Source organism: Alteromonas sp. AWJ4_199 (genome assembly GCF_056159165.1).
Map to the genome: position 1 here is coordinate 300,507 of NZ_JBSWUR010000002.1, position 19,845 is coordinate 320,351.

The following is a 19,845-nucleotide window of genomic DNA, read 5'->3' on the forward strand; positions in this document are numbered from 1 at the left end:
GCTGCACTTTTTTACAGCTCTTTAGCAGGTTGTTTTGTGTGCACCCGTACGTGCGTCAGTATTTTTTTCAGTACTTGTCTCTGAAGCCGCTGCTGCATTGTCCGCATGAAGGCGTTCAATTATTTGTGCTGATATAGAAACAGCAACTTCAACAGGGCGCTTTCCAGGAATATCTCGATTGCCAATAGGGGTGAACAGCCTTGACAGCGCATTGTCGTCAAACCCTCGATGAGTCAGCTTGGTAATAAAACGCTTCGCTTTAGTATCTGATCCTATTAACCCAACGAAAGGCAGAGAAGGCTGCTTTAACGCCTGCTCCGTAATGCGATAGTCCAACTGATGATCGTGAGTGAGTATTATCAGCCAACTGTTTTCATCTAGGTGCCTTACCTCGCTCTCTGGCGCTTCTTCCACCACTTTTTGTACGTTGGCTGGAAGTGACGAAGGAAACAGGTCTTCGCGATTGTCTATCCACGAAATTCGCAGGGGTAACTGAGCCAAAATAGGCACCAGTGCTTTTGCAACATGACCTGCACCAAAGATGGCGATATGCTGCTGATGAACGTTACACACGTCAAACAATACTTTTACCGCACCACCACAACACTGCCCTAAAGAACTGCTCAACGGGTAGCTATGAACTTCGGTATGCACTTCGCCTTTAGCAAGAAATTTACGGGCGCGGTCGATAGCATCAAACTCAAGATGTCCGCCACCAATGGTATCGATGCTTTGTGAAGCAGTAACCACCATTTTACTGCCTGGCTCACGGGGAGTGGAGCCCGCTGTACCTACAACGGTAACCAAAACATAGCCCTCATTACGCTCCTGGCACTCGGCTATTGCCTCGTGCCAACGCGCCGCGCGAAATGAATGCGTTGCATTAAATGAATGGGGGGCGCGAGTCATACAGCAGTACCCCGGTTATCGGCTTGTTGATCTGCCTGTTGGATTGCGGCGACAGCATTTAACACGCGTTCTGGTGTGGCTGGTGTATCTAGCTGCGGATCAATCGTGTAGCCAGATAGGCTAGATATTGCATCTTTTAGGGCACACCACACTGAAATTGCTAGCATAAACGGTGGCTCACCCACGGCTTTCGAGTGGTAAATGCTGTCTTCAGCGTTTTCTTTACCGAACAGTTTCACGTTAAACTCTTGCGGCGTATCGCCAATGGCAGGGATCTTATAGGTTGCCATATTTTCACTTATCAGCTTACCTGATTCGTTCCATTTAAGGTCCTCTGTGGTAAGCCAGCCCATACCTTGAATGAATGCGCCTTCAATTTGGCCAATATCAATGGCGGGGTTAAGGCTATTGCCCACATCGTGAATAACGTTAACCTTATCTACCGTGTATTCACCGGTCAGCGTATCCACCGACACTTCGCTCATTGACACACCGTAAGCAAAGTAGAAAAACGGGCGGCCTTCGCCTGTGTCGCGGTTGTACTGCAACTTAGGGGTTTTGTAGAAACCGCTTGAAGACAGTGATACGCGTGCAAAATAGGCTTGTTGAACCAGTTCAGCAAAGGAAATGCTGTTATCGTCTAGTACAACATGCTGATTGATAAACTGCACATCACCAGCACGGCCTTCTAACCCTAAGCTTTTGGCGTAGCATTCAGCCAAACGAGTTTTTAATGTAATACACGCGTTTTGTACGGCTTTTCCGTTCATGTCAGTACCACTTGATGCCGCTGTTGGTGAGGTGTTCGGTACTTTATCCGTGCGTGTTGCGGTAACCTCAATCATATCTAGGTCTAGGCCGAATTCATTGGCCGCAATTTGGCCTATTTTGGTATGTAGCCCTTGGCCCATTTCAGTACCACCATGATTCACCTGAATACTGCCGTCGGTGTATATGTGTACCAAAGCGCCCGCTTGGTTTAAGTGCTTAGCAGTGAATGAAATACCAAATTTAACGGGCGTTAGTGCCAGACCTTTCTTGATTACTGGGCTCTCGCGATTAAACGCTGCAATAGCTTCACGGCGCTGCCAATACTGAGCGGATTCTTCAAGCTCGGCAATCATATCGGGCAAAAGGTTGTGTTCTACCTTCATGCCATAGGGGGTCAGACTACCTGTAGTCGGACCATATAAATTACGTTTTCTTACCGATAGCGGGTCGCTGCCGATAGCGCGGGCAATTTTATCAATCATGGCTTCAGCCATGATCATGCCTTGCGGGCCGCCAAAACCTCGATAAGCGGTATGCGATACCATATTGGTTTGTAGTCTATGACCGACAATATCACTATCGCCGAGGAAGTAGCCATTATCCGCGTGAAACATGGCCCTATCTACGATAGCGTCTGACAAGTCAGGGGAGTGCCCACAAATGCCATTTATGGTCATGCGAGTGGCTTCAATTTTGCCTGTTTCGTCGAATGCTACATCAAATTCATTTTCAAAAGGGTGGCGTTTACCCGTAACATGCATATCGGTGAAGCGCGGCAAACGAAGCTTAACTGCACACTGGTTGCGCGAGGCCAGTAAAGCCGCGATACAGGCCCATTGTGCTGCTTGGGTTTCTTTTCCTCCGAAGCCACCGCCCATTCGTCGCATGTCTACCATTACACGGTGCAATTTTACATCAAGTACCTCGGCAACGAGTTTCTGCACCTCACTGGGGTGCTGGCTAGATGTGTAGATTTTCATGCGATCTTCTTCATCATGGATCGCAAGGGTCACTTGCCCTTCAAGGTACATGTGCTCCTGACCGCCAATGCTTAGCGAACCATGTGCTCGGTGGGGCGCATTTTCAAATGTACTTTCAACGCGGTCAGCATGCTGGCCAAACCTGTGTAGGGGACGCACGAACGTTTGCTGCTGGTGAGCAGCTTTTGCGGTAAGTATAGGTTTAGCTTCATTGACTTCTAGTTTGCCTTTAAGCGCAGCTTGGCGGGCAAGGCTTACTGAAGTGGCAAGTACTGCAAAAACAGGCTGACCAAAGAACTTGATTTCGCCGTTAGCAAGTAGCGGGTCGCCTTCAAACACAGGGCCAATATCTTTGTGGCCGGGTACGTCATCAATGGTAACGACATCCACAACGCCATCGCTTTGGCGAACAGCGTCGAGATTAATCGATTCAATCGTACCTTTTGCACATTGGCTTACACCTACTGCTGCGTAAAGTGTGCCTTTAGGTTCAGTGACATCGTCAACGTAATTAGCGCTACCTTGTACCTGGCGTGTCGCACTTTCGTGTTTTTTAGAAACGTGAACAACACCTTGTTCGCCATTTGTTTCTAAAGGATTAGGGGCATCAATTAACTTACGCATGCTGCACCACCCGTGTTTCAATTTGGTTTACTGTTTGGTTTTCTAACCAGAAGCGATGCCAAAGGTTGGCTAAAACGGCTTTGCGGTATTCAGCGGTAGCGCGCACGTCGTCAATAGGTGAGAAAGCATCGAATAAAACTTGTTTACCTAACGTTAAACATTCTTTGCTAGCGAATTGCTTACCTTTTAAAACGCTTTCCAACGCCTCACAGGTCGATGGAACGGCAGCTACACCACCAAAGCCACTTGTAATGGCTTCGACCTTACCGTTGTCGAGTGTGACATTAAATACGGCGCATACGGCCGATATATCATCTTCAAATCGCTTAGAAATTTTATAAGCGCCAAGTGACTGATTAGGGTTCGAAAAAGGGATTTCTATCGCGCTTATCCATTCATCTTTTGCCAACGTGGTTTCGCGATAGCCCTTGAAAAATGTGCTGATTGGGATTGTACGAACGCTATCGCCGTTATCTAAATGGAGAACGGCATTTAATGCGAGTAATAACGGCGGCATATCTCCAATAGGCGAAGCGTTAGCCACGTTACCGCCAATCGTTGCTTGGTTGCGAATAGGTAGGGACGCAAAGCGCGTTACCAGTTCAGCGACTTGTGGAAATGCGTTTAGTAAAAGGGGAGCCGCATCATTGAGCGGAACTGCTGCACCAATAATAAGAGAATGCTCGTTTTTGGTGCATTGTTTTAGTGCATCGATATGCGTGACGCTGATAAGCGTTTGCACATCTTTTAACTGTTGAGTGAACTGCAAACTTAAATCGGTACTTCCCGCAACCAGTTGCGCGTCAGGATGTGCCTTAATAAGTGCTTTCAACTCTTCTCGCGATGTAGGCGTGTTTATATTGCCTGTACCCGATGGCTTCTCCCCAGATAGCGATAATAACGTGGCAAGGGTAGTATCTTGGCGCGCCGTGAACTGATCATCAGGCGTTTGTTCGCACACCGCCAGTGTAGCGTCGATAATCGGGCGATAGCCAGTACACCGGCACAAGTTGCCAGATAAAGCATGAAGCACATCGTCACGGTTTGGTTTCGAATTGCTGTGGTATAGAGCAAACATCGACATGATAAACCCTGGTGTGCAGAAGCCACACTGCGAGCCGTGATAATCAACCAAGGCCTGCTGTACAGGGTGTAAGTGTTTACCATCGCTTAAATGTTCTACGAACAATAGCTGTTTACCGTGTACAGCGCTCATAAGCGTGATGCAGCTATTTACTGTACGGTATTTCAATTTCGTCGCGTTATCAGATGATGCTGGCTCTACAAGCACTACGGTGCACGCGCCACAGTCGCCTGCTGCACAGCCTTCCTTAGTGCCTGTTTTCTTGCGATGTTCTCGTATAAATTGCAGAAGGGTGAGGTCGGCTCGCGCTTCGTTTAATTCAACAACATCGTTATTTATTAGAAAGCGAATCATACTCACACCTTCTTGTTATATTCATTCTTGTATTCATTAATATAGCTGTATTTTTATCATAAAAGTAGACCATTTGGTCAATTTATTGCTTATAAAAAATGGCCGAGTTATAAAAGGCCATGATTTTGTGCAAATTTAGTCGGAAAAGTGGAAGAGCGATTTTCCAAACGTTTTTGCTAAGCAATACATTTGTTATAAGAGTAACAAGGCAAGATTCGTGCTAGGTTTTGAGGTAATTGCAGAATTAGTGTTATCGAATGGCCTATTTCATCGGCAAGAAGCACAGACAGTGGGTAACTCTGAGATTTAAGAGCATAGAAACATGTTGGCAATAAATGCTAACCTATCGAAAAGGCACGCAGCATTTATCCTGCCTGTACGCTTGCAAAGTAGATTGCAAAGGAATTTAGATAATAATGATAAAGGTAAAGAGCGCTGACGCTGGCGTTGGCGCTATGAACAGAAGAAAAATACTCCAAGCCGCTGAAAAATGTTTTGCGCAGTTTGGTTTTAAAGGTACGGCAGTACAGAAGATTGCTGACGAAGCAGGACTACCTAAAACCAATGTTTTGTATTATTTCAAAACGAAACAGGAGCTTTACGTAGCGGTATTGGAAGAGACGCTTTCATTGTGGAATTCCCGCTTTGACAAAGCAACGGTAGAAGATGACCCCGCCGAAGTACTTGCCAATTACATAGCTGAAAAAATGGAAGTATCCCGAACGCATCCCATGGCTTCGAAGATTTTTGCTATGGAAATCATTAATGGTGCACAAAACCTCAGTGGCTACTTTGATGAAGAGCATGCGCTTTGGATGAAGGGGCGTCTTGAGGTTATCGAAGCGTGGGTAAAAACAGGTAAACTTCCCCCGGTTGAGGGTGAGTACTTGCTTTACACTATATGGGCAAGCACCCAGCATTACGCTGATTTTTCAGCTCAAATTACCCGACTGCGCGGAAAAAAAATGGCAAAAGCAGATTTTGAAGATGCCACAAAACAAGTGGTTAAGCTTGTGCTAGGCGGCTGTGGGCTGGCTGTTCCTGAAAGTTTCGAGGTTTAGTATGAGTGAATCTGTGTATCCTCGCGATCTCATTGGGTACGGTGAACATGTACCGCACGCGAATTGGCCAAATAAAGCAAAAATAGCTGTTCAGTTTGTCTTGAACTACGAAGAAGGCGGCGAAAACTGCGTGCTTCATGGCGACGAGGCGTCGGAAATATTCTTATCGGAAATTATAGGTGCACAAGCCTATAAAGACCGTCACCTTAGCATGGAGTCGATTTACGAATACGGCAGTCGTGCAGGTTTTTGGCGTTTACATCGACTACTTAATAAGTACGACATACCTGTAACTGTATTTGGCGTTACCATGGCAATGCAGCGCCATCCTGACGCTGTTAAAGCTATGATGGAGTCAGGTTGGGAAATAGCCAGCCACGCCATGCGCTGGGTGCATTACCAAGATATGAGCGAGGAAGATGAGCGCAAGCAAATAGATGAAGCCATTATTCTTCACGAGCAGTTAACGGGTAGTAAACCTGTAGGATGGTACACAGGAAGAACCAGTCCCAACACATTGAAGTTAATAGCGGAGCGCGACGATATTTTATATTGCGCTGACTCTTATGCTGACGATTTGCCATATTACGACTGCCACTACAGTAAGCCGCTGCTTATGGTGCCTTACACGTTAGACACAAACGATATGCGCTTTGCCACACCGCAAGGTTTTAACAGTGGTGAACAGTTCTTTACCTATTTAAAAGACGCGTTTGACGTGCTGTACGAGGAAGGGGAAGAGGCGCCTAAAATGCTTTCTATTGGTCTTCACAACCGTATTGTAGGCCGACCTGCAAGGCTTGCTGCGCTTAAGCGTTTCATCGAGTACGTGAAATCACATGACAAAGTGTGGTTAGCCACGCGAGAACAGATTGCTCGTCACTGGTTGGCCACTCATTCTAAAGATGGTAGTGACAAGGCGTGTTCATAGCGTTTACATTACGCCTACTATATTTGAAGCACAGTAAAGTGAAGAGACGAAAGTGAACCAACGGGTGCACTGCCGCCTTCACTTAATAAAGGACAAAACTATGAAAACAAAACTAGCTATTATTGCTTTTGGGGCGCTAGCGCTCACTGCATGCTCAAAGCTGACTAAAGAAAACTATGATAAATTAGAAATGGGAATGACTCAGGACGAAGTTGAAGGAATCATTGGTTCAGCTGATGCCTGTGGCAAAACTATGGGCGCCATGGCGTGCACGTGGGGTAACGAAGACAGCAAACACGTAAAAATTGTGTTTATGGGTGATAAAGCGGTTACTTTCACTTATGACGGTTTAAAATAATCATTTAGTTCGTTTATATAGCTGATTAAAAAAAGAAAGGTGGCCTTAAAAGCCACCTTTTTTGTATCTAAACCAAGGTTTTGTGCGCAATAGTGCCCACATTGTACCTACGCACCGATAAATTATTTTAAATCTAGCAAGTATCTTAGTAAGAAAACAATAGCCAATGCATAAGTCAGCGGGGTTACTTCCTTAAATTTTCCTGTACCTACTTTAATTCCCACGTAGGTTATAAAACCAAGGGCAATACCTTCGCTTATGCTAAAGGTTAGGGGCATAGCGATGAGCGCAACAGAGGCTGTGGCCAAGGCGCCTAAGTCGTCGAAATCAACCTGACGAATCGACTCCATCATTAAAATACCTACCATTAGTAATGCCGGAGTAGTAGCCATTAGCGGAATAACTTTCATCAATGGCGTAAGGAAAAGCGACAACAGGAAACAGACAGAAACCACAACGGCGGTAAGCCCTGTTCGTCCTCCCGCTGATACGCCCGTAGCTGATTCCACATAGCTAGTTACTGGTGAAGTACCTACGAAGGCACCAGCAATGCTTGCTGATGCATCAGCGGTCATGGCTGGGCCAATTTTCGGTAGCTTGCCTTTTGAGTCTAACAAGTTAGCTTTGCGAGAAACACCAATTAATGTGCCTATAGTGTCGAACATGTTCACGAACATAAGCGCGAAAATAAGGTCCCATGTCTCGGCAATATGGTCGATAGGGTACCAGAAGTCCATTGCCATAAAGGTGTTAGACATAGATTCCGGCATGCCTACAACAGCGGATGGTGTAGCAGTTAACATTCCACTTTCGGTAGGGATAAAAGCACCGATTAAAGTAAGGGTAACGATAGAAATTAATATAGCGCCGGTAACGCGTTTAACCATAAGAACGATAGTGAAAATAATACCAACGAGGGCAAGCATCACTGCAGGCTCTGAAAGGTCGCCAAGCTGAACAAATGTCGCAGGGTTATCAACAATAAGACCTGCATTCTTAAGGCCGATAAAGGCAATAAATAAGCCTATACCGCACTGAACGCCTATCTTGAGAGAGGGCGGGATAGACTCGGCGATTTTGGTTCGAACACCAGTAAGTGAAAGAATTAAAAAGAGAATACCGTTCCAAAACACAATGCCTAGTGCAGCTTCCCATGGAATTTCACGGCCAAGACAGATAGTGAAAGCAAAAAAAGCGTTTAAACCCATACCCGGTGCTAGTGCTATAGGGTAGTTAGTCATCAACGCCATCATTAATGTGCCAATGCAGGCCGCGACTGCTGTCACTGTAATTAGACCTTCTACCGGCATGCCGCTAAGGCCCAAAATACCCGGGTTCACCACGAGGATATAAGACATAGCCGCAAACGTAGTAAGACCTGCAATGATCTCAGTTCTTACCGTTGTACCGTGCTCCTGCAGCTTAAATAGCCGTTCAATAACGTTGTTGGACATCTAGAGTTCTCTGTTTGTGTTTTATGTAGTGTTTTGTGCGTTTGAAAGCAATAAACTGACCAATTAGTCAACTTGTTGGTGTGTTTTGTGCTAACTTACATTTCAGTGCAATGATTGAACAACAACCATTGCGTGACTCAAGGTCACTAGCCAGGCAGCACAAAGCCAGCCAAACGGTTAGTAAACAACATAGATGATGTTATAAAAACCGCAAACAAAAACCTAAATGAGCAATAGAACTCGTTTACAGATAGCATTAAAGATAAACTATTACGCACCAATTAAATGCCATTGCATTATTATGGTGCAAATAAGTGAGGGGCCATGTCGCTGTCATCAATAATTAAAAACATACCAAAGGCCGAACTGCATCTGCATATAGAAGGTAGCTTAACGCCTGAACTCATGTGGCGCCTAGCTGAAAAGCACAGTGTATCACTTCCTTACGCAAGCGTGGAAGAGATTGAAGCCGCTTATAACTTCAAAGATTTACAAAGCTTTCTGGACCTCTATTACGCAGGGGCTGGGGTATTAAGAGATGAAGAAGATTTCTTTACGTTGATGTGGGAATACTTATCTCGGTGCGCTGAAGAAAATATCGTCCATACAGAAATCATGTTCGACCCTCAAACCCATACTGAGCGGGGAATAGGTTTCGATGTGTTTATGCCTGGCTTTTTACGTGCTATACAAAAAGCAGAAAGTGAATTTGGTATAACTAGTTATCTAATCATGTCTTTCTTAAGGCATTTGCCCGAAAGTGAAGCTTTCGAAACACTGGAAGCGGCAAAACCTTATTATCAGCACATTACAGCGGTAGGACTTGATAGTTCAGAGTTGGGGCATCCGCCTTCTAAGTTTGAGCGCGTATTTAAAAAAGCGAAGTCTCTAGGCTTTAAGGTTGTTGCCCATGCAGGGGAAGAGGGGCCGGCGTCTTATATTTGGGAAGCGATTGAACTGCTTGACGTGGACCGCATTGACCATGGTGTTCGCTGCCAAGAAGACCAAGCACTTATGGCGTATTTAAAGGAAAAGCAAATACCGCTTACCGTATGCCCATTAAGTAATTTGAAACTATGCGTGATAGACGATATGAAAGAGCATAATATCGTGCAACTGCTTAATGCTGGGTTATTGGTTACGGTTAATTCTGACGATCCCACTTATTTTGGCGGTTTTTTGAATGAAAATTTTGAAGCGCTTCATACTTCGCTAAACATAGATGAGGGTATTATTCGCACGCTAGCCGCAAACAGTTTTAAAGCCAGCTTCTTACCCGAAGAAAAGAAAAGCGCTCTTATTAAGCAAGTAGCAGGGGCTATGTAAGCGACCTGCAAAAGCATAAGCACGAGCTTACCTACGTAAACTCTAGTAAGCTCGCTTCGCCTTAAGGTTGCATAATAACAAGAGTTTGATCGATTAAGCTATTTAGTTCTTCTATATCTTGAACTATCTCAGTTAAATTGCCTTGCTTGGCTTTATTTTCAATAGACGACGCTTTTTCTCGAATAGCATCAGCACCTACATCCCCAGACACGCCTTTCATTGCATGACTTGTAAACTTTACTGCATCGACGTCTAAATCAGTGGCGGCCTTTTGTAAGGTCTGTTGTTTCTGTGTTATTTGAGCTAAAAACATTTCAACGATGCGGTTTAACAACCCTTCGTTGCCGCCGAGCCTGCTCAGCGCAGCGTCTCTATTCCATAATTGTTCTTTGGGAAGCGCGGTATGCGTATGTAACGTATCCATTTTTATCACCAAGCAGTTGATACAAAGTTTTATCGTATATTAATTGTGCGTTACCAAACGCATTATAGTCAATGAGTTACCCTAAGAGTTCTTCTTAGAATAACCATTGTAGACTAAAGGTTAATTTTTTTTTGCGTATGTCGGACGATACTAGTTTAGTAGTCTTTAATACAGTGTGGTATCTCTCATGGAAATTGAGACGAAAAAAGTAGTCATCATTGACGATGAACCGACAACACTCTTGCTATTGGAAAGTGCGGTAGAGTCTTTAGCAGAAGTCGTTACGGTCTCGCAAAGCGCTATAGCATTTTCGGTAATCCAGTCGCAGCAGCCTGATTTGATCGTGTTGGATATAAGCATGCCTGAGCTTTCAGGCTTTGATGTGTGTAAGCAACTTAAAGCATGTCCAACAACAGCTTCAATTCCTGTTATCTTTGTTACTTCTCACAGCGATACTGAAAACGAACATCGTGCGTTGTCGCTTGGGGCGATAGACTTTATCTCAAAGCCCATTGATATAGAAATGTGTCGAATGAGAGTGGGGAACCATCTCACAATTCAATCTCAAAAAGCCTTATTGAAAAAAGTTAACCAAGAACTCGAGGCTGAAAAAAAGCAGCTCGCTATTACATTGAAATCTATAGCTGATGGCGTAATTTCGATTAACGCTGCGGGTGATATCACATTCATAAATCCTGTGGCACAAAGGCTTACCGGATATAGTGTGCAGGATGCCTTAGGCAAGCCTATTGATGAAGTAATGAATCTGCGCGATGCATCAAACCATGAACCACTGTTAAACCCGGCGCTTTACGCACTTGAAGTGAAACGCCCCGTGGCGATGTCGTACAACGCAACCCTCGTCAGTAGGCACAAGCAAATTTTTAGGGTTGAAGATACGGCATCCCCAATTGTGGACGATGAAGGCAATATTAACGGTGCTGTTATGGTTTTTCAGGATGTTTCTGAAGCCGTAGAAATGGCGGTGAAGATGACGCACCTAACCAATCATGACCAGCTTACAGGCTTGCCCAACCGGGTATTGCTTCACGATCGCGTTGTCCAAGCTATAGCCAGAAGTTTTACAAGCAAACAAAGCATTGCCTTACTGTTAATTGATATTGATAATTTTAAATACCTCAACGATAGCCTGGGACATCAGGTAGGCGATTTCGTCATATCAACAATGGCAAAGCGTCTCGCTGACACGTTAGGGCACAGCGCGACCCTCGCACGTGTCGGTGGTGACGAGTTTGCTTGCCTTTTATCAGATATTGGCTCTGGATACAGTGCGGATAGTATTGCTATGGCTTGCCTTCAATCGGGTAGAGAATCAATAGAAATAGACGGAAAACCCCATAGATTAAGTTTAAGTATAGGAATAAGCTTGTACCCACAGGATGCAACGAATGCAGAAGAGATGATGCGTCATGCTGACTCCGCAATGTATCGGTCCAAATCAAAAGGGAAGGACACTTTCAGCTTTTTCTCAAAAGACTTGCAGCATGCCATGCATCACAGGGTCGAAATGGAAATTAAGCTTAGGCAAGCCATTGAAAACAACAGTTTAGCTATTTATCTTCAGCCAAAATACGACTTTAAAAGCAATGAAGTAATTAGCGCTGAAAGTTTAGTTAGAATGTTCGATGACAAAGGCAACGTTATCGGACCAGACGAATTCATTCCCCTCGCCGAAGAAACCGGTCTAATACATCAGCTCGGTAAACAGGTGCTTCAGAAAAGCTGTGAATTCATTGCCCGTTGTAATGAACAAGGTAAGCATTTCAAAGTGGCGGTTAACGTGGCTGCCAAACAACTAGCGAACCCAGGGTTTGCGGATGAAGTTGCAGAAATTATTGATTTAACGGGTATCGAAGCTAGTTCAATAGAGCTTGAGGTCACAGAGTCGGCGCTAATGCACGACTTTGAGCAAACGCGTGATATTCTAAACAAGCTGACCTCACTAGGCGTTACCATAGCCCTTGATGACTTCGGTACGGGCTATTCTAGTTTATCTTATCTACGTCAGTTTCCACTGAACGTGTTAAAAATAGACAGGTCCTTTGTTATTGATATGGATAAGGAGCAGCAAGCTCACGATATTGTCACCGCTATCGTACATCTAGCCTTAAGCTTGGAGCTGACTATTGTAGCAGAGGGCATTGAAACCCAATCACACTTCAATGGATTAAAAGCTCTAGGCTGTCATCAAGGTCAAGGCTATTTTATGTGTCGTCCCATAGCCATTAACGATTTTTTCGCACAGTTTATCGGTAGTGAAGAAGTCGCCTGATTGAAGGCTGCTATCTCATCTCAGTAAATCCTCAAATCGTTAGGTGTTTTTCCTAATACCTATAGCGTATCTAAATTCAACCTTTTCAATATACATCTTTCTTTAAGGTGTTAGACTGTAAAGCAATACTATAATTATTAAAAAAGCTTTATGTTACAATGCGAAATCGCTTGTATGGCTAGCAGGCCGCATTAGAATAAACGATGGACAGAAAAGAAATCAAACCCTACTCACAGTGCAATGTACTTATTGTCGACGACGAGCCAATGAGCCGATTGCTATTACAATCTATACTTGAAGCTGAGTTTCATTGCACGACGGTCGAATCTGGCAGCGATGCCATTTCCCACTGTGCCAAAGCGCTGCCCGATCTAGTTTTACTCGACATGAACATGCCTGATATCAGTGGGTTGGAGGTGTGTGCAACATTAAAAGCATCCCCTGATACCAAAGATATTCCAGTTATATTCGTCACGTCTACCATGGATATTGAAAGTGAAAACGCGTGCTGGGAAGTAGGTGCATCTGATTTTGTAATGAAGCCAGTGAATGCGTCAACGCTAACCCACCGAGTGAAAACACACCTTCAAAACAAGCTGCGTACTGAGTTTCTTGAAATGATGACGTTTCACGACCAGCTAACTGGCCTTTACAATAGAATGTACCTGACCAAGGAAATTCCTTTATTGATAAAGCAGGTAGCCAGAGACAAGGGATCGGTAGGGGCAATAATGCTCGACATCGATTACTTCAAACTCTTTAACGATACCTATGGGCACCTTGAAGGTGACTTGTGCCTTCAAAAAGTGGCGCAGATAGTCTCTGATACAGTGAAACGACCCAAAGATGCTGTGATACGTTTCGGCGGTGAAGAGTTTTTAATTATCCTGCCTTATATCGACCGTCAAGGGGCAAAGCTCGTGGCAAATCAGCTTGTAGATGCAGTAGCCAAAGCGAAAATACCTCATGGAAAAGGCATCGAAAATCGTGTTTCTATCAGCGCAGGCTTTGCGGTTTGGAAGGCAACGGAAGTTGTGCAAGACAACCTTGCAGCCTTAATTGAAGACGCTGACGTATCCTTGTTTGAAGCTAAGGAATTAGGCCGAAATCAAGCAAAAGGTTAAACATTGCTAAAGGCCGTATAAACTAGCCTATTGTTTAATGTCGAAAGTGTTGCTTGCACGCTATCATCTAGTGTAATGACATACTATTCGCTAAATTTGTGATGGCAGTGGATGGTACCCCTCTAGTACACGTTTGAGGCTTAGGTTACGAGCAATGGTTTATTTCGACGAGCAATCGAGTTTGAATGTAAAGCTGGAAGAGCAGCTAAAAGCATCGCTTTCTCAGTTAGTGCAACGTGGTTGTGACTCTTTAGGCATTTTCCAAGGCTTACTTTTGCATCTTGACCAGGACACGGTCAACGTTCTTGTAAAAGCATCATCAGCTTATCCACCCAATTTTAAATCAATCCCTTCTTACGCAAATTGTTCCCCAGTAGACAATTGTTTTCCAATAAGTAGTGCTAAGTGTTCGACTGCATTTAGACAGTGGTTTAGCACCTATTTCAGCGCGGAAAAATACATAAGAGGCAAAGTTCACAATCTCGACGGTGGGCAGGTCTGCCTAGTGTTCATCAATTCATGCCCAGACCAGCCAAGTAACTTGGACAAAGTGGCGTTGCTCGATGAATGGTTGTCCGTTACTTTGGAAAAGTTTCATATTGAAAAAGCTGAATCAACCCAAAACACACTTTATGAAAAACTACAAAGTGTTGCGAATGTTGGTACGTGGGAAGTCGACCTTATTACCAATGAGCTAACATGGTCATCTCAAACTCGCATAATCCATGAAGTAGACGATAGCTACATGCCCTCGTTAGAAACGGCAATTAACTTCTACAAAGAAGGGTTTGATAGAGATGAAATAAGCCGCATTGTTTCTCATACCACCGAGACGGGGGAGCCTTGGAGCTCAACCCTCGAGCTTACAACCGCAAAAGGAAATTCGGTATGGATAGAAACCCACGGTATGGCAGAGATGAAGCATGGTAAATGCATTCGCTTGTTTGGAACCTGTCAAAACGTTAATAAATCGGTTCAGCTTAGGTTAGAGTTGGACGCGCGACGTAAAGAAGCAGAAGCTGCATCTAGAGAGCGTGGAATGTTGCTTTCACGTATAAGCCACGAGTTAAAAACACCGCTGAACGGCATCACAGGAATGCTTCAGGCCATAAAATTTGAAACAAAAGATAACGTTCGAATTAGAAAAGCTGACATTGCATTACACAGTGCGGATCGTTTGTTATCTCTTATCAACGATGTACTGGATTACACGTCGATTATAAACGGTGAATTTACGTTAAAGCACAGTGATTTCTGTGTTCGCTCTTTATGCGAAGACATTGTCGATGTGTTCAAAACAAAATGTGCAGAAAAGGGCGTACGTTTCTATGCTGTGCTGTCTTTTGATGAAAAGACCTATGTGCATAGTGACGCGGCCAGGATAAGTCAGGTAATAACCAACTTATTGTCGAATGCCGTAAAGTTCACTGCAAAAGGCTACATTTCAGTACAGGTTACGCTTAAACATCAAGGCGACGTTCCTATTCTGCTGGCTTCAGTCGAAGACACCGGGGTAGGCATGAGCAACGACATTTTGTCGCGGGTGTTCCGACCGTTCCAAAACGATACCGACAGTGCTTGTGAAGAGCTCAATGGAAACGGATTAGGACTTTCCATTGTGAGCCAACTCGTTGAAAAAATGGGTGGTGAACTTGAGGTGCGCTCGACGGTAGGCAAAGGAACCTGCTTTGACATTGCCATTCCAGTTGAAATGGCAACACTAAACGAAACGTCTAATGGTGAAATTACGCTTTCTTCTGAACTTTTAAGTGTGCCGTTAAATATTTTGGTTGTTGATGACAATGACATAAACCGTCTGGTTTTAGGGTCTATGCTAGAAAAGTTCAATTACATACCTGATGAAGCTGAAAACGGTGAAGTAGCGGTACAAATGGCAAGGGCCAAGAAATACGATATTATTTTCATGGACTGTGCGATGCCGGTGCTTGATGGCGTAAGCGCAACGAAAATTATACTGCAAGAAGAGTTAATTCCTAAGCATGGGCGAATTATCGCGGTTACTGCTAATACCACAGCTGAAGATAAATCCAGTTGCAGCGAAGCGGGCATGCAAGACTTTCTGGCAAAACCCGTTGTACAAAATGATGTTACTTCACAGCTTAAGTCAGCGCTAGATGCAAAATCTGTAGTGGCTTAGTGGCTATTTAATCTTTTGAAGTGCTTTTAAAAGCCCTTAATAATCAGGTGACTAAACACCCGTGTTAACGCTAGCAGTACTAATAATAAGCAAGATTTGGCGGTTTGATTAATAACACCTTAATTAATTTCAACTCATTTAACTTCAACTAATATATTGTACTTAAATCAATCGTTCTGACTGTTAATCAGAAACGGGAATAGTGTGTTTTGCAGATTCCCAGTTCTCAACAATAGCATTAACAACACCAGAGCCAACATTGTACGCAGCTTCAATTGCTGCGCCCATTGCAGCGTAGCCTTCACCAGAGCTTTCAAGTTTCAAGTTTTGCGCAGCACTTAACGAAGGCGGTTGCATGGTAAAATTACTTGCCGTTCTTAAAATCATCAAACGATCTTTATCTACCAAGCCAGCATTATCTAAATACGTTAAGCTTTGAAGTGTAGCTGAGTCTTCCATGCCTGATGTGACGAAGTTACCTTTGCCTTGCGTCCAGTAAGCTACCCATTCGTTAGCCCAGGTATTAAGTTTTTCCCCGTGCCAGAAAGTAGACGCAGATAAATGTGCTCCCATAGACACACTAGGAAGTGCTTTTGCATTGGGTGAGAGAGTATATTTTGCTCTTAGCATATCCATTGCTTCATTGTTTAAAAGCTTGGTGTCTTTTGTAAGAGAATAGGCCCATTTTGCCAATGGTAGGTTAAGCGTGTAAACCTCACCATTTGGGCTGTTATATACGTCAACTAACTCGGCGTTTTCATAAGGTTCATGAGTAAAAAGAGGAAAGTAACCTGTTGGCCACCGTGAAGGAATTTCTCTTGCATCAATGTGATGTGCAAGGTCACCATCTACAACGTAATCGGTCCAAATAGCACTGCCAATAGTGTTATCGGCAGGGTCGACACCAGCAATGCCAGCTACAAGCCAATAGGCTTTTGACAAGTCGAAACGAGGGTCGAGCCCTAGCGCCATTATTGCCGCTGAAGCGCGCGCAATGCCCATACCCGTTACTATGCCAATTACGCCCGTTTCAGTGTTTGCATACACATCGTGAAAGCCGTGGGGCAGTGGGTATTTTGTTGTGAGGTTTTGACGGGCTTTCCACAACTGAAATTCGCCGGGTGCGTCACCTTCATCATCGCCAATTTCAAACATACTCACCACTACCACTTTAACTTCCATCGGCTTTTCTTCGCCATTAGCGTAAGCATGAGTTGATAAACAACTTATGACTAAGCCTATGAAAGCAGCCAATATAGTCGATCTACGAATAGCAGAATTGCGGCTTTTTTTAGCAATACTCAATAGCGGCTGCTTTGATACGTGGCGAATGAAATAGGGTAGAGGCATAAAATACTCCTAAAAAAAGAGCCCAGATATAAAAGCTGAGCTCTTTATTAAACGTAATTTGAATGAACGATGATATCGCGCTTCCAAGAATTATAGGAAGCGTAATGCCATTCATACGCTAAGCATACTTAGAATGAGTAAGTAACTTTAGCATTAAAGTGACGCGGTAGTTCAGGAAGAACGATTTGGCTACCGAATAGATCAGGGAAGTTAGAACGGAAATAACGTTCATCAGTTAGGTTTTTAACGGTTAAGTTAAATGACCAGTCTTCAGCCTGATAAGATAAGCCAGCATTCACTAGCGTGTAAGCTGGTAGTGTCACTGCAGCAGAGAAACCTGATGCTACTTCTTCAACATCTACCACGCTTACGTTAGCCGCATAACCATTTTGGAAATCATAAGTCGCTGTTAGCGTATAGATGTTTTCAGGGATACCTGCTTTACGTCCATCTGTATTATTAAAGCCTTCACCGATAAGGTTAAGACCAATCACGTTACCACCGAAGATCAATGAAGGATCTTCAAGGTTCACTAAGTCTTCAGCACCCAAGAAACCAAACTGGTTACCATTTTCAAGTGCTGTAAGGTTAATTACCTTAATGTTGGTGTAACCTGCAGATACAACAAGGTTGTCGTTTACTACCCAACGAAGTTCAAACTCAGTACCTTTGTTGTTGGTGGTATTATTAGTTACCGTGTTTTGCGCGTTAAAATCGGTACGTTCCTGTTCAAACGATGAAAGCGCAAAATACAATGTGTCTTCTAACAGCGAGCCCTTTACACCAAACTCGATGAGCTCAGACGTATCGAACGCACTGCCGTCGCCAAGTTGACCAACGCCAATTTCTGCACCTTGACCTGCAACAAGTGTGGCTTGTTCTGCGGCGGTTACATAAGGAATAAGGCCAAACTCGAACTCGTATGAAAGGCTCGCGTTCCATGACCATCCGTCTACTGTCTCTTCAGCGTAAACTGGCGTTTCATCACCTGTAGCTCCTAACAGAAGGTCGGTACGTGATGTACTTTCAATATCAATCGTGTCGTAACGCAAACCTAGTACTAGATTTAATCCCCAGTCCCAAGTTAAATCTGTCATTGCAGCAACACCTAGATCTAGATAGTTACCTACGTCATAGTTATCAAAGTTCTTACCTGAGCGGGTAGATAACAAACGACGATCCAATGCTGAAGATGGCATAGTCAGGTCGCGACGGTTGAAGTATTCGTAAGTGAAATCATCACCGTGCTCGAAATCAGTGTAACGAACAGAAGGAGAGAATTGAAATTGTGCTAGTAGCCCGTCGTTTTCATACTCTGTAGCGAAAATTAGCTTGTCTTCAATAACCCAACTGTCGTGGAACTGTGAGAAACCGTAAGCATTTTCGTTAATGTTGTCGTATGCATCATAGAAGAACTGATTGCGGATTTCCCAGTTATCCGTGTAGTAAATCGTGTCAAAATACAGCGTAATGGCTTCGTTACCAAGCTGATCATCAGGCGCTACCAACACTTGGTTTCCACTAAGGGTTGTTGTGCCCACATTTTGCAATTGCATTAACGCTGTTGCTTCGTCATCCGTAAAGCTAGATGCTGGTACGTAGAAAAAGCTTTCACCGGCAATGTTTACAGCACCGTACTCTTCGTGGCTAATTTGGCCGTCGCCATCCGTATCTAGTGGCTGTGCCGTACCAGTAATATAAGTACCGTCATCTACCAATTCTTGTGTCAGTCGGTTCCAGCCTGCGACTTGGTTACCATCATAGTCATGATACATGCCGCCAAACTCGAAGCGAAGATTGTCGGTGATATCAATGTTGAATGAAGCTTGAAGTACGGTTTGATCAGTTTGCGTATTGTCGTAATAGCTATCTGAATTTTCTAGCTCGCCGTATATGTAGTAGCCCATCTCTTTACCAGCTACGCTAGTCGGGCCGCCAACCTCGGCGGTTAAGATGCTTTTATCCCAAGAACCAGTGGTATATGACAACGCACCCGTTGGGGCATCTAGGTACTGGCCGCCAGAAGCACGAGCAGACTTAGGATTAAAGTTTAGGTAACCACCAATTTTAGAAGGTCCATAAATAGGTGATGCAGGGCCGCGTACGATATCGATACGGCTGGAAGCACCAATCGGAGTAGGATAGTTACCGGGGTTATCTAGGCGTTTAACGCCACGGAAATATGTCTCACCGGGCGTACCACGTACGTCAAGTGAACCAGCAACACCAAAGAAAGACTGGGTGAACGTACCCGGTGCAAATGCTACCAGCTCATCAATGTCAGAAACGTTAAAACGCTCCATTTGTTCTTGAGATATAGTTGATGCAGAACGTGGCGTTTCAAGAATAGACTTGCCAAAGCCAAACACAGACTCTACGTCTTGGCCTGGAAGACTGCCAAGCGAGCCTGTTACTTGGATCTTCTCAACGTCTTTTTCTTGTACCTCTGTATCTTCCTGAGCAAAAGCTTGTGACGAAAGCGCGACCGCAGTGGTCATCGCAAACGCTTTTGCAAGAGGAGATAATTTGAATGTAGTGTTTTTCATGGTTTCCTCATTATTTTTAGTTGCCCTTTTTTAGGGCTTTATCAACGCACTATTTCTATTGCGCCTTGCTGTATGCAAGAGGTTTAGCAGGATGAGTG

At 44.2% G+C, this 19,845-nt stretch carries 14 protein-coding genes; 7 read left to right on the top strand and 7 right to left on the bottom strand.

What is annotated here, in order from left to right; genetic code table 11:
- Positions 1-21: 21 nt before the first annotated feature.
- From xdhC to xdhA, 3 genes are read right to left on the bottom strand one after another with little or no spacing between them, the layout of a single operon-like run.
- A complete protein-coding gene (gene xdhC / locus ACXAER_RS16280; protein WP_474831072.1) occupies positions 22-909 on the bottom strand; it encodes a xanthine dehydrogenase accessory protein XdhC in 888 nt (295 codons plus the stop codon).
- Positions 906-3,284, bottom strand: a complete 2,379-nt coding sequence (gene xdhB / locus ACXAER_RS16285) for a xanthine dehydrogenase molybdopterin binding subunit (RefSeq protein ID WP_474831074.1) — start codon at positions 3,282-3,284, stop codon at positions 906-908. The genes xdhC and xdhB overlap by 4 nt, the downstream gene beginning before the upstream one ends.
- The gene (xdhA, locus tag ACXAER_RS16290; RefSeq protein ID WP_474831076.1) at positions 3,277-4,722 is read right to left on the bottom strand and encodes a xanthine dehydrogenase small subunit; all 1,446 of its coding nucleotides are present in this window, start codon (positions 4,720-4,722) and stop codon (positions 3,277-3,279) included. Before xdhA ends, xdhB begins: the two co-directional genes overlap by 8 nt.
- A gap of 416 nt (positions 4,723-5,138) precedes the next feature.
- On the opposite strand from xdhA, the gene ACXAER_RS16295 reads away from it, so the two are divergent.
- The 3 genes from ACXAER_RS16295 to ACXAER_RS16305 all read left to right on the top strand — a co-directional run bounded on the left by ACXAER_RS16295 (position 5,139) and on the right by ACXAER_RS16305 (position 7,072).
- Entirely contained in the window at positions 5,139-5,783 is a 645-nt protein-coding gene (locus tag ACXAER_RS16295; RefSeq protein WP_474831078.1) for a TetR family transcriptional regulator C-terminal domain-containing protein, read from the top strand.
- Position 5,784: 1 nt separating this feature from the next.
- Positions 5,785-6,714, top strand: coding sequence for an allantoinase PuuE (gene puuE / locus ACXAER_RS16300; protein WP_474831080.1), 930 nt, complete (start codon positions 5,785-5,787; stop codon positions 6,712-6,714).
- Between the two features lie 100 nt (positions 6,715-6,814).
- Positions 6,815-7,072, top strand: a complete 258-nt coding sequence (locus tag ACXAER_RS16305; protein WP_474831082.1) for a DUF3862 domain-containing protein — start codon at positions 6,815-6,817, stop codon at positions 7,070-7,072.
- Between the two features lie 122 nt (positions 7,073-7,194).
- Here the strand turns inward: ACXAER_RS16305 and ACXAER_RS16310 are convergent, their stop codons facing one another.
- Positions 7,195-8,526: an NCS2 family permease gene (locus ACXAER_RS16310; protein WP_474831085.1), complete on the bottom strand. Its 1,332-nt coding sequence runs from the start codon at positions 8,524-8,526 to the stop codon at positions 7,195-7,197.
- 324 nt (positions 8,527-8,850) lie between these two features.
- Between ACXAER_RS16310 and ACXAER_RS16315 the strand changes: the two genes are divergently transcribed.
- Positions 8,851-9,852, top strand: a complete 1,002-nt coding sequence (locus ACXAER_RS16315; RefSeq protein ID WP_474831087.1) for an adenosine deaminase — start codon at positions 8,851-8,853, stop codon at positions 9,850-9,852.
- 61 nt (positions 9,853-9,913) lie between these two features.
- Here the strand turns inward: ACXAER_RS16315 and ACXAER_RS16320 are convergent, their stop codons facing one another.
- Positions 9,914-10,276 (bottom strand): Hpt domain-containing protein, encoded by a 363-nt coding sequence (locus ACXAER_RS16320; RefSeq protein ID WP_474831089.1) that lies wholly within the window; start codon positions 10,274-10,276, stop codon positions 9,914-9,916.
- A 187-nt stretch (positions 10,277-10,463) separates the two neighbouring features.
- Here ACXAER_RS16320 and ACXAER_RS16325 point away from each other — a divergent pair, with 187 nt between their 5' ends.
- The 3 genes from ACXAER_RS16325 to ACXAER_RS16335 all read left to right on the top strand — a co-directional run bounded on the left by ACXAER_RS16325 (position 10,464) and on the right by ACXAER_RS16335 (position 15,851).
- Positions 10,464-12,569, top strand: a complete 2,106-nt coding sequence (locus tag ACXAER_RS16325) for a two-component system response regulator (protein WP_474831092.1) — start codon at positions 10,464-10,466, stop codon at positions 12,567-12,569.
- 203 nt (positions 12,570-12,772) lie between these two features.
- Positions 12,773-13,693 (top strand): diguanylate cyclase, encoded by a 921-nt coding sequence (locus ACXAER_RS16330; protein ID WP_474807488.1) that lies wholly within the window; start codon positions 12,773-12,775, stop codon positions 13,691-13,693.
- Between the two features lie 154 nt (positions 13,694-13,847).
- The gene (locus ACXAER_RS16335) at positions 13,848-15,851 is read left to right on the top strand and encodes an ATP-binding protein (protein WP_474831094.1); all 2,004 of its coding nucleotides are present in this window, start codon (positions 13,848-13,850) and stop codon (positions 15,849-15,851) included.
- Between the two features lie 183 nt (positions 15,852-16,034).
- Here the strand turns inward: ACXAER_RS16335 and ACXAER_RS16340 are convergent, their stop codons facing one another.
- Together ACXAER_RS16340 and ACXAER_RS16345 are read right to left on the bottom strand one after the other, a co-directional pair.
- The gene (locus ACXAER_RS16340; protein WP_474831096.1) at positions 16,035-17,201 is read right to left on the bottom strand and encodes a purine nucleoside permease; all 1,167 of its coding nucleotides are present in this window, start codon (positions 17,199-17,201) and stop codon (positions 16,035-16,037) included.
- Between the two features lie 128 nt (positions 17,202-17,329).
- Positions 17,330-19,747, bottom strand: a complete 2,418-nt coding sequence (locus ACXAER_RS16345; RefSeq protein ID WP_474831098.1) for a TonB-dependent siderophore receptor — start codon at positions 19,745-19,747, stop codon at positions 17,330-17,332.
- Positions 19,748-19,845 lie beyond the last annotated feature (98 nt).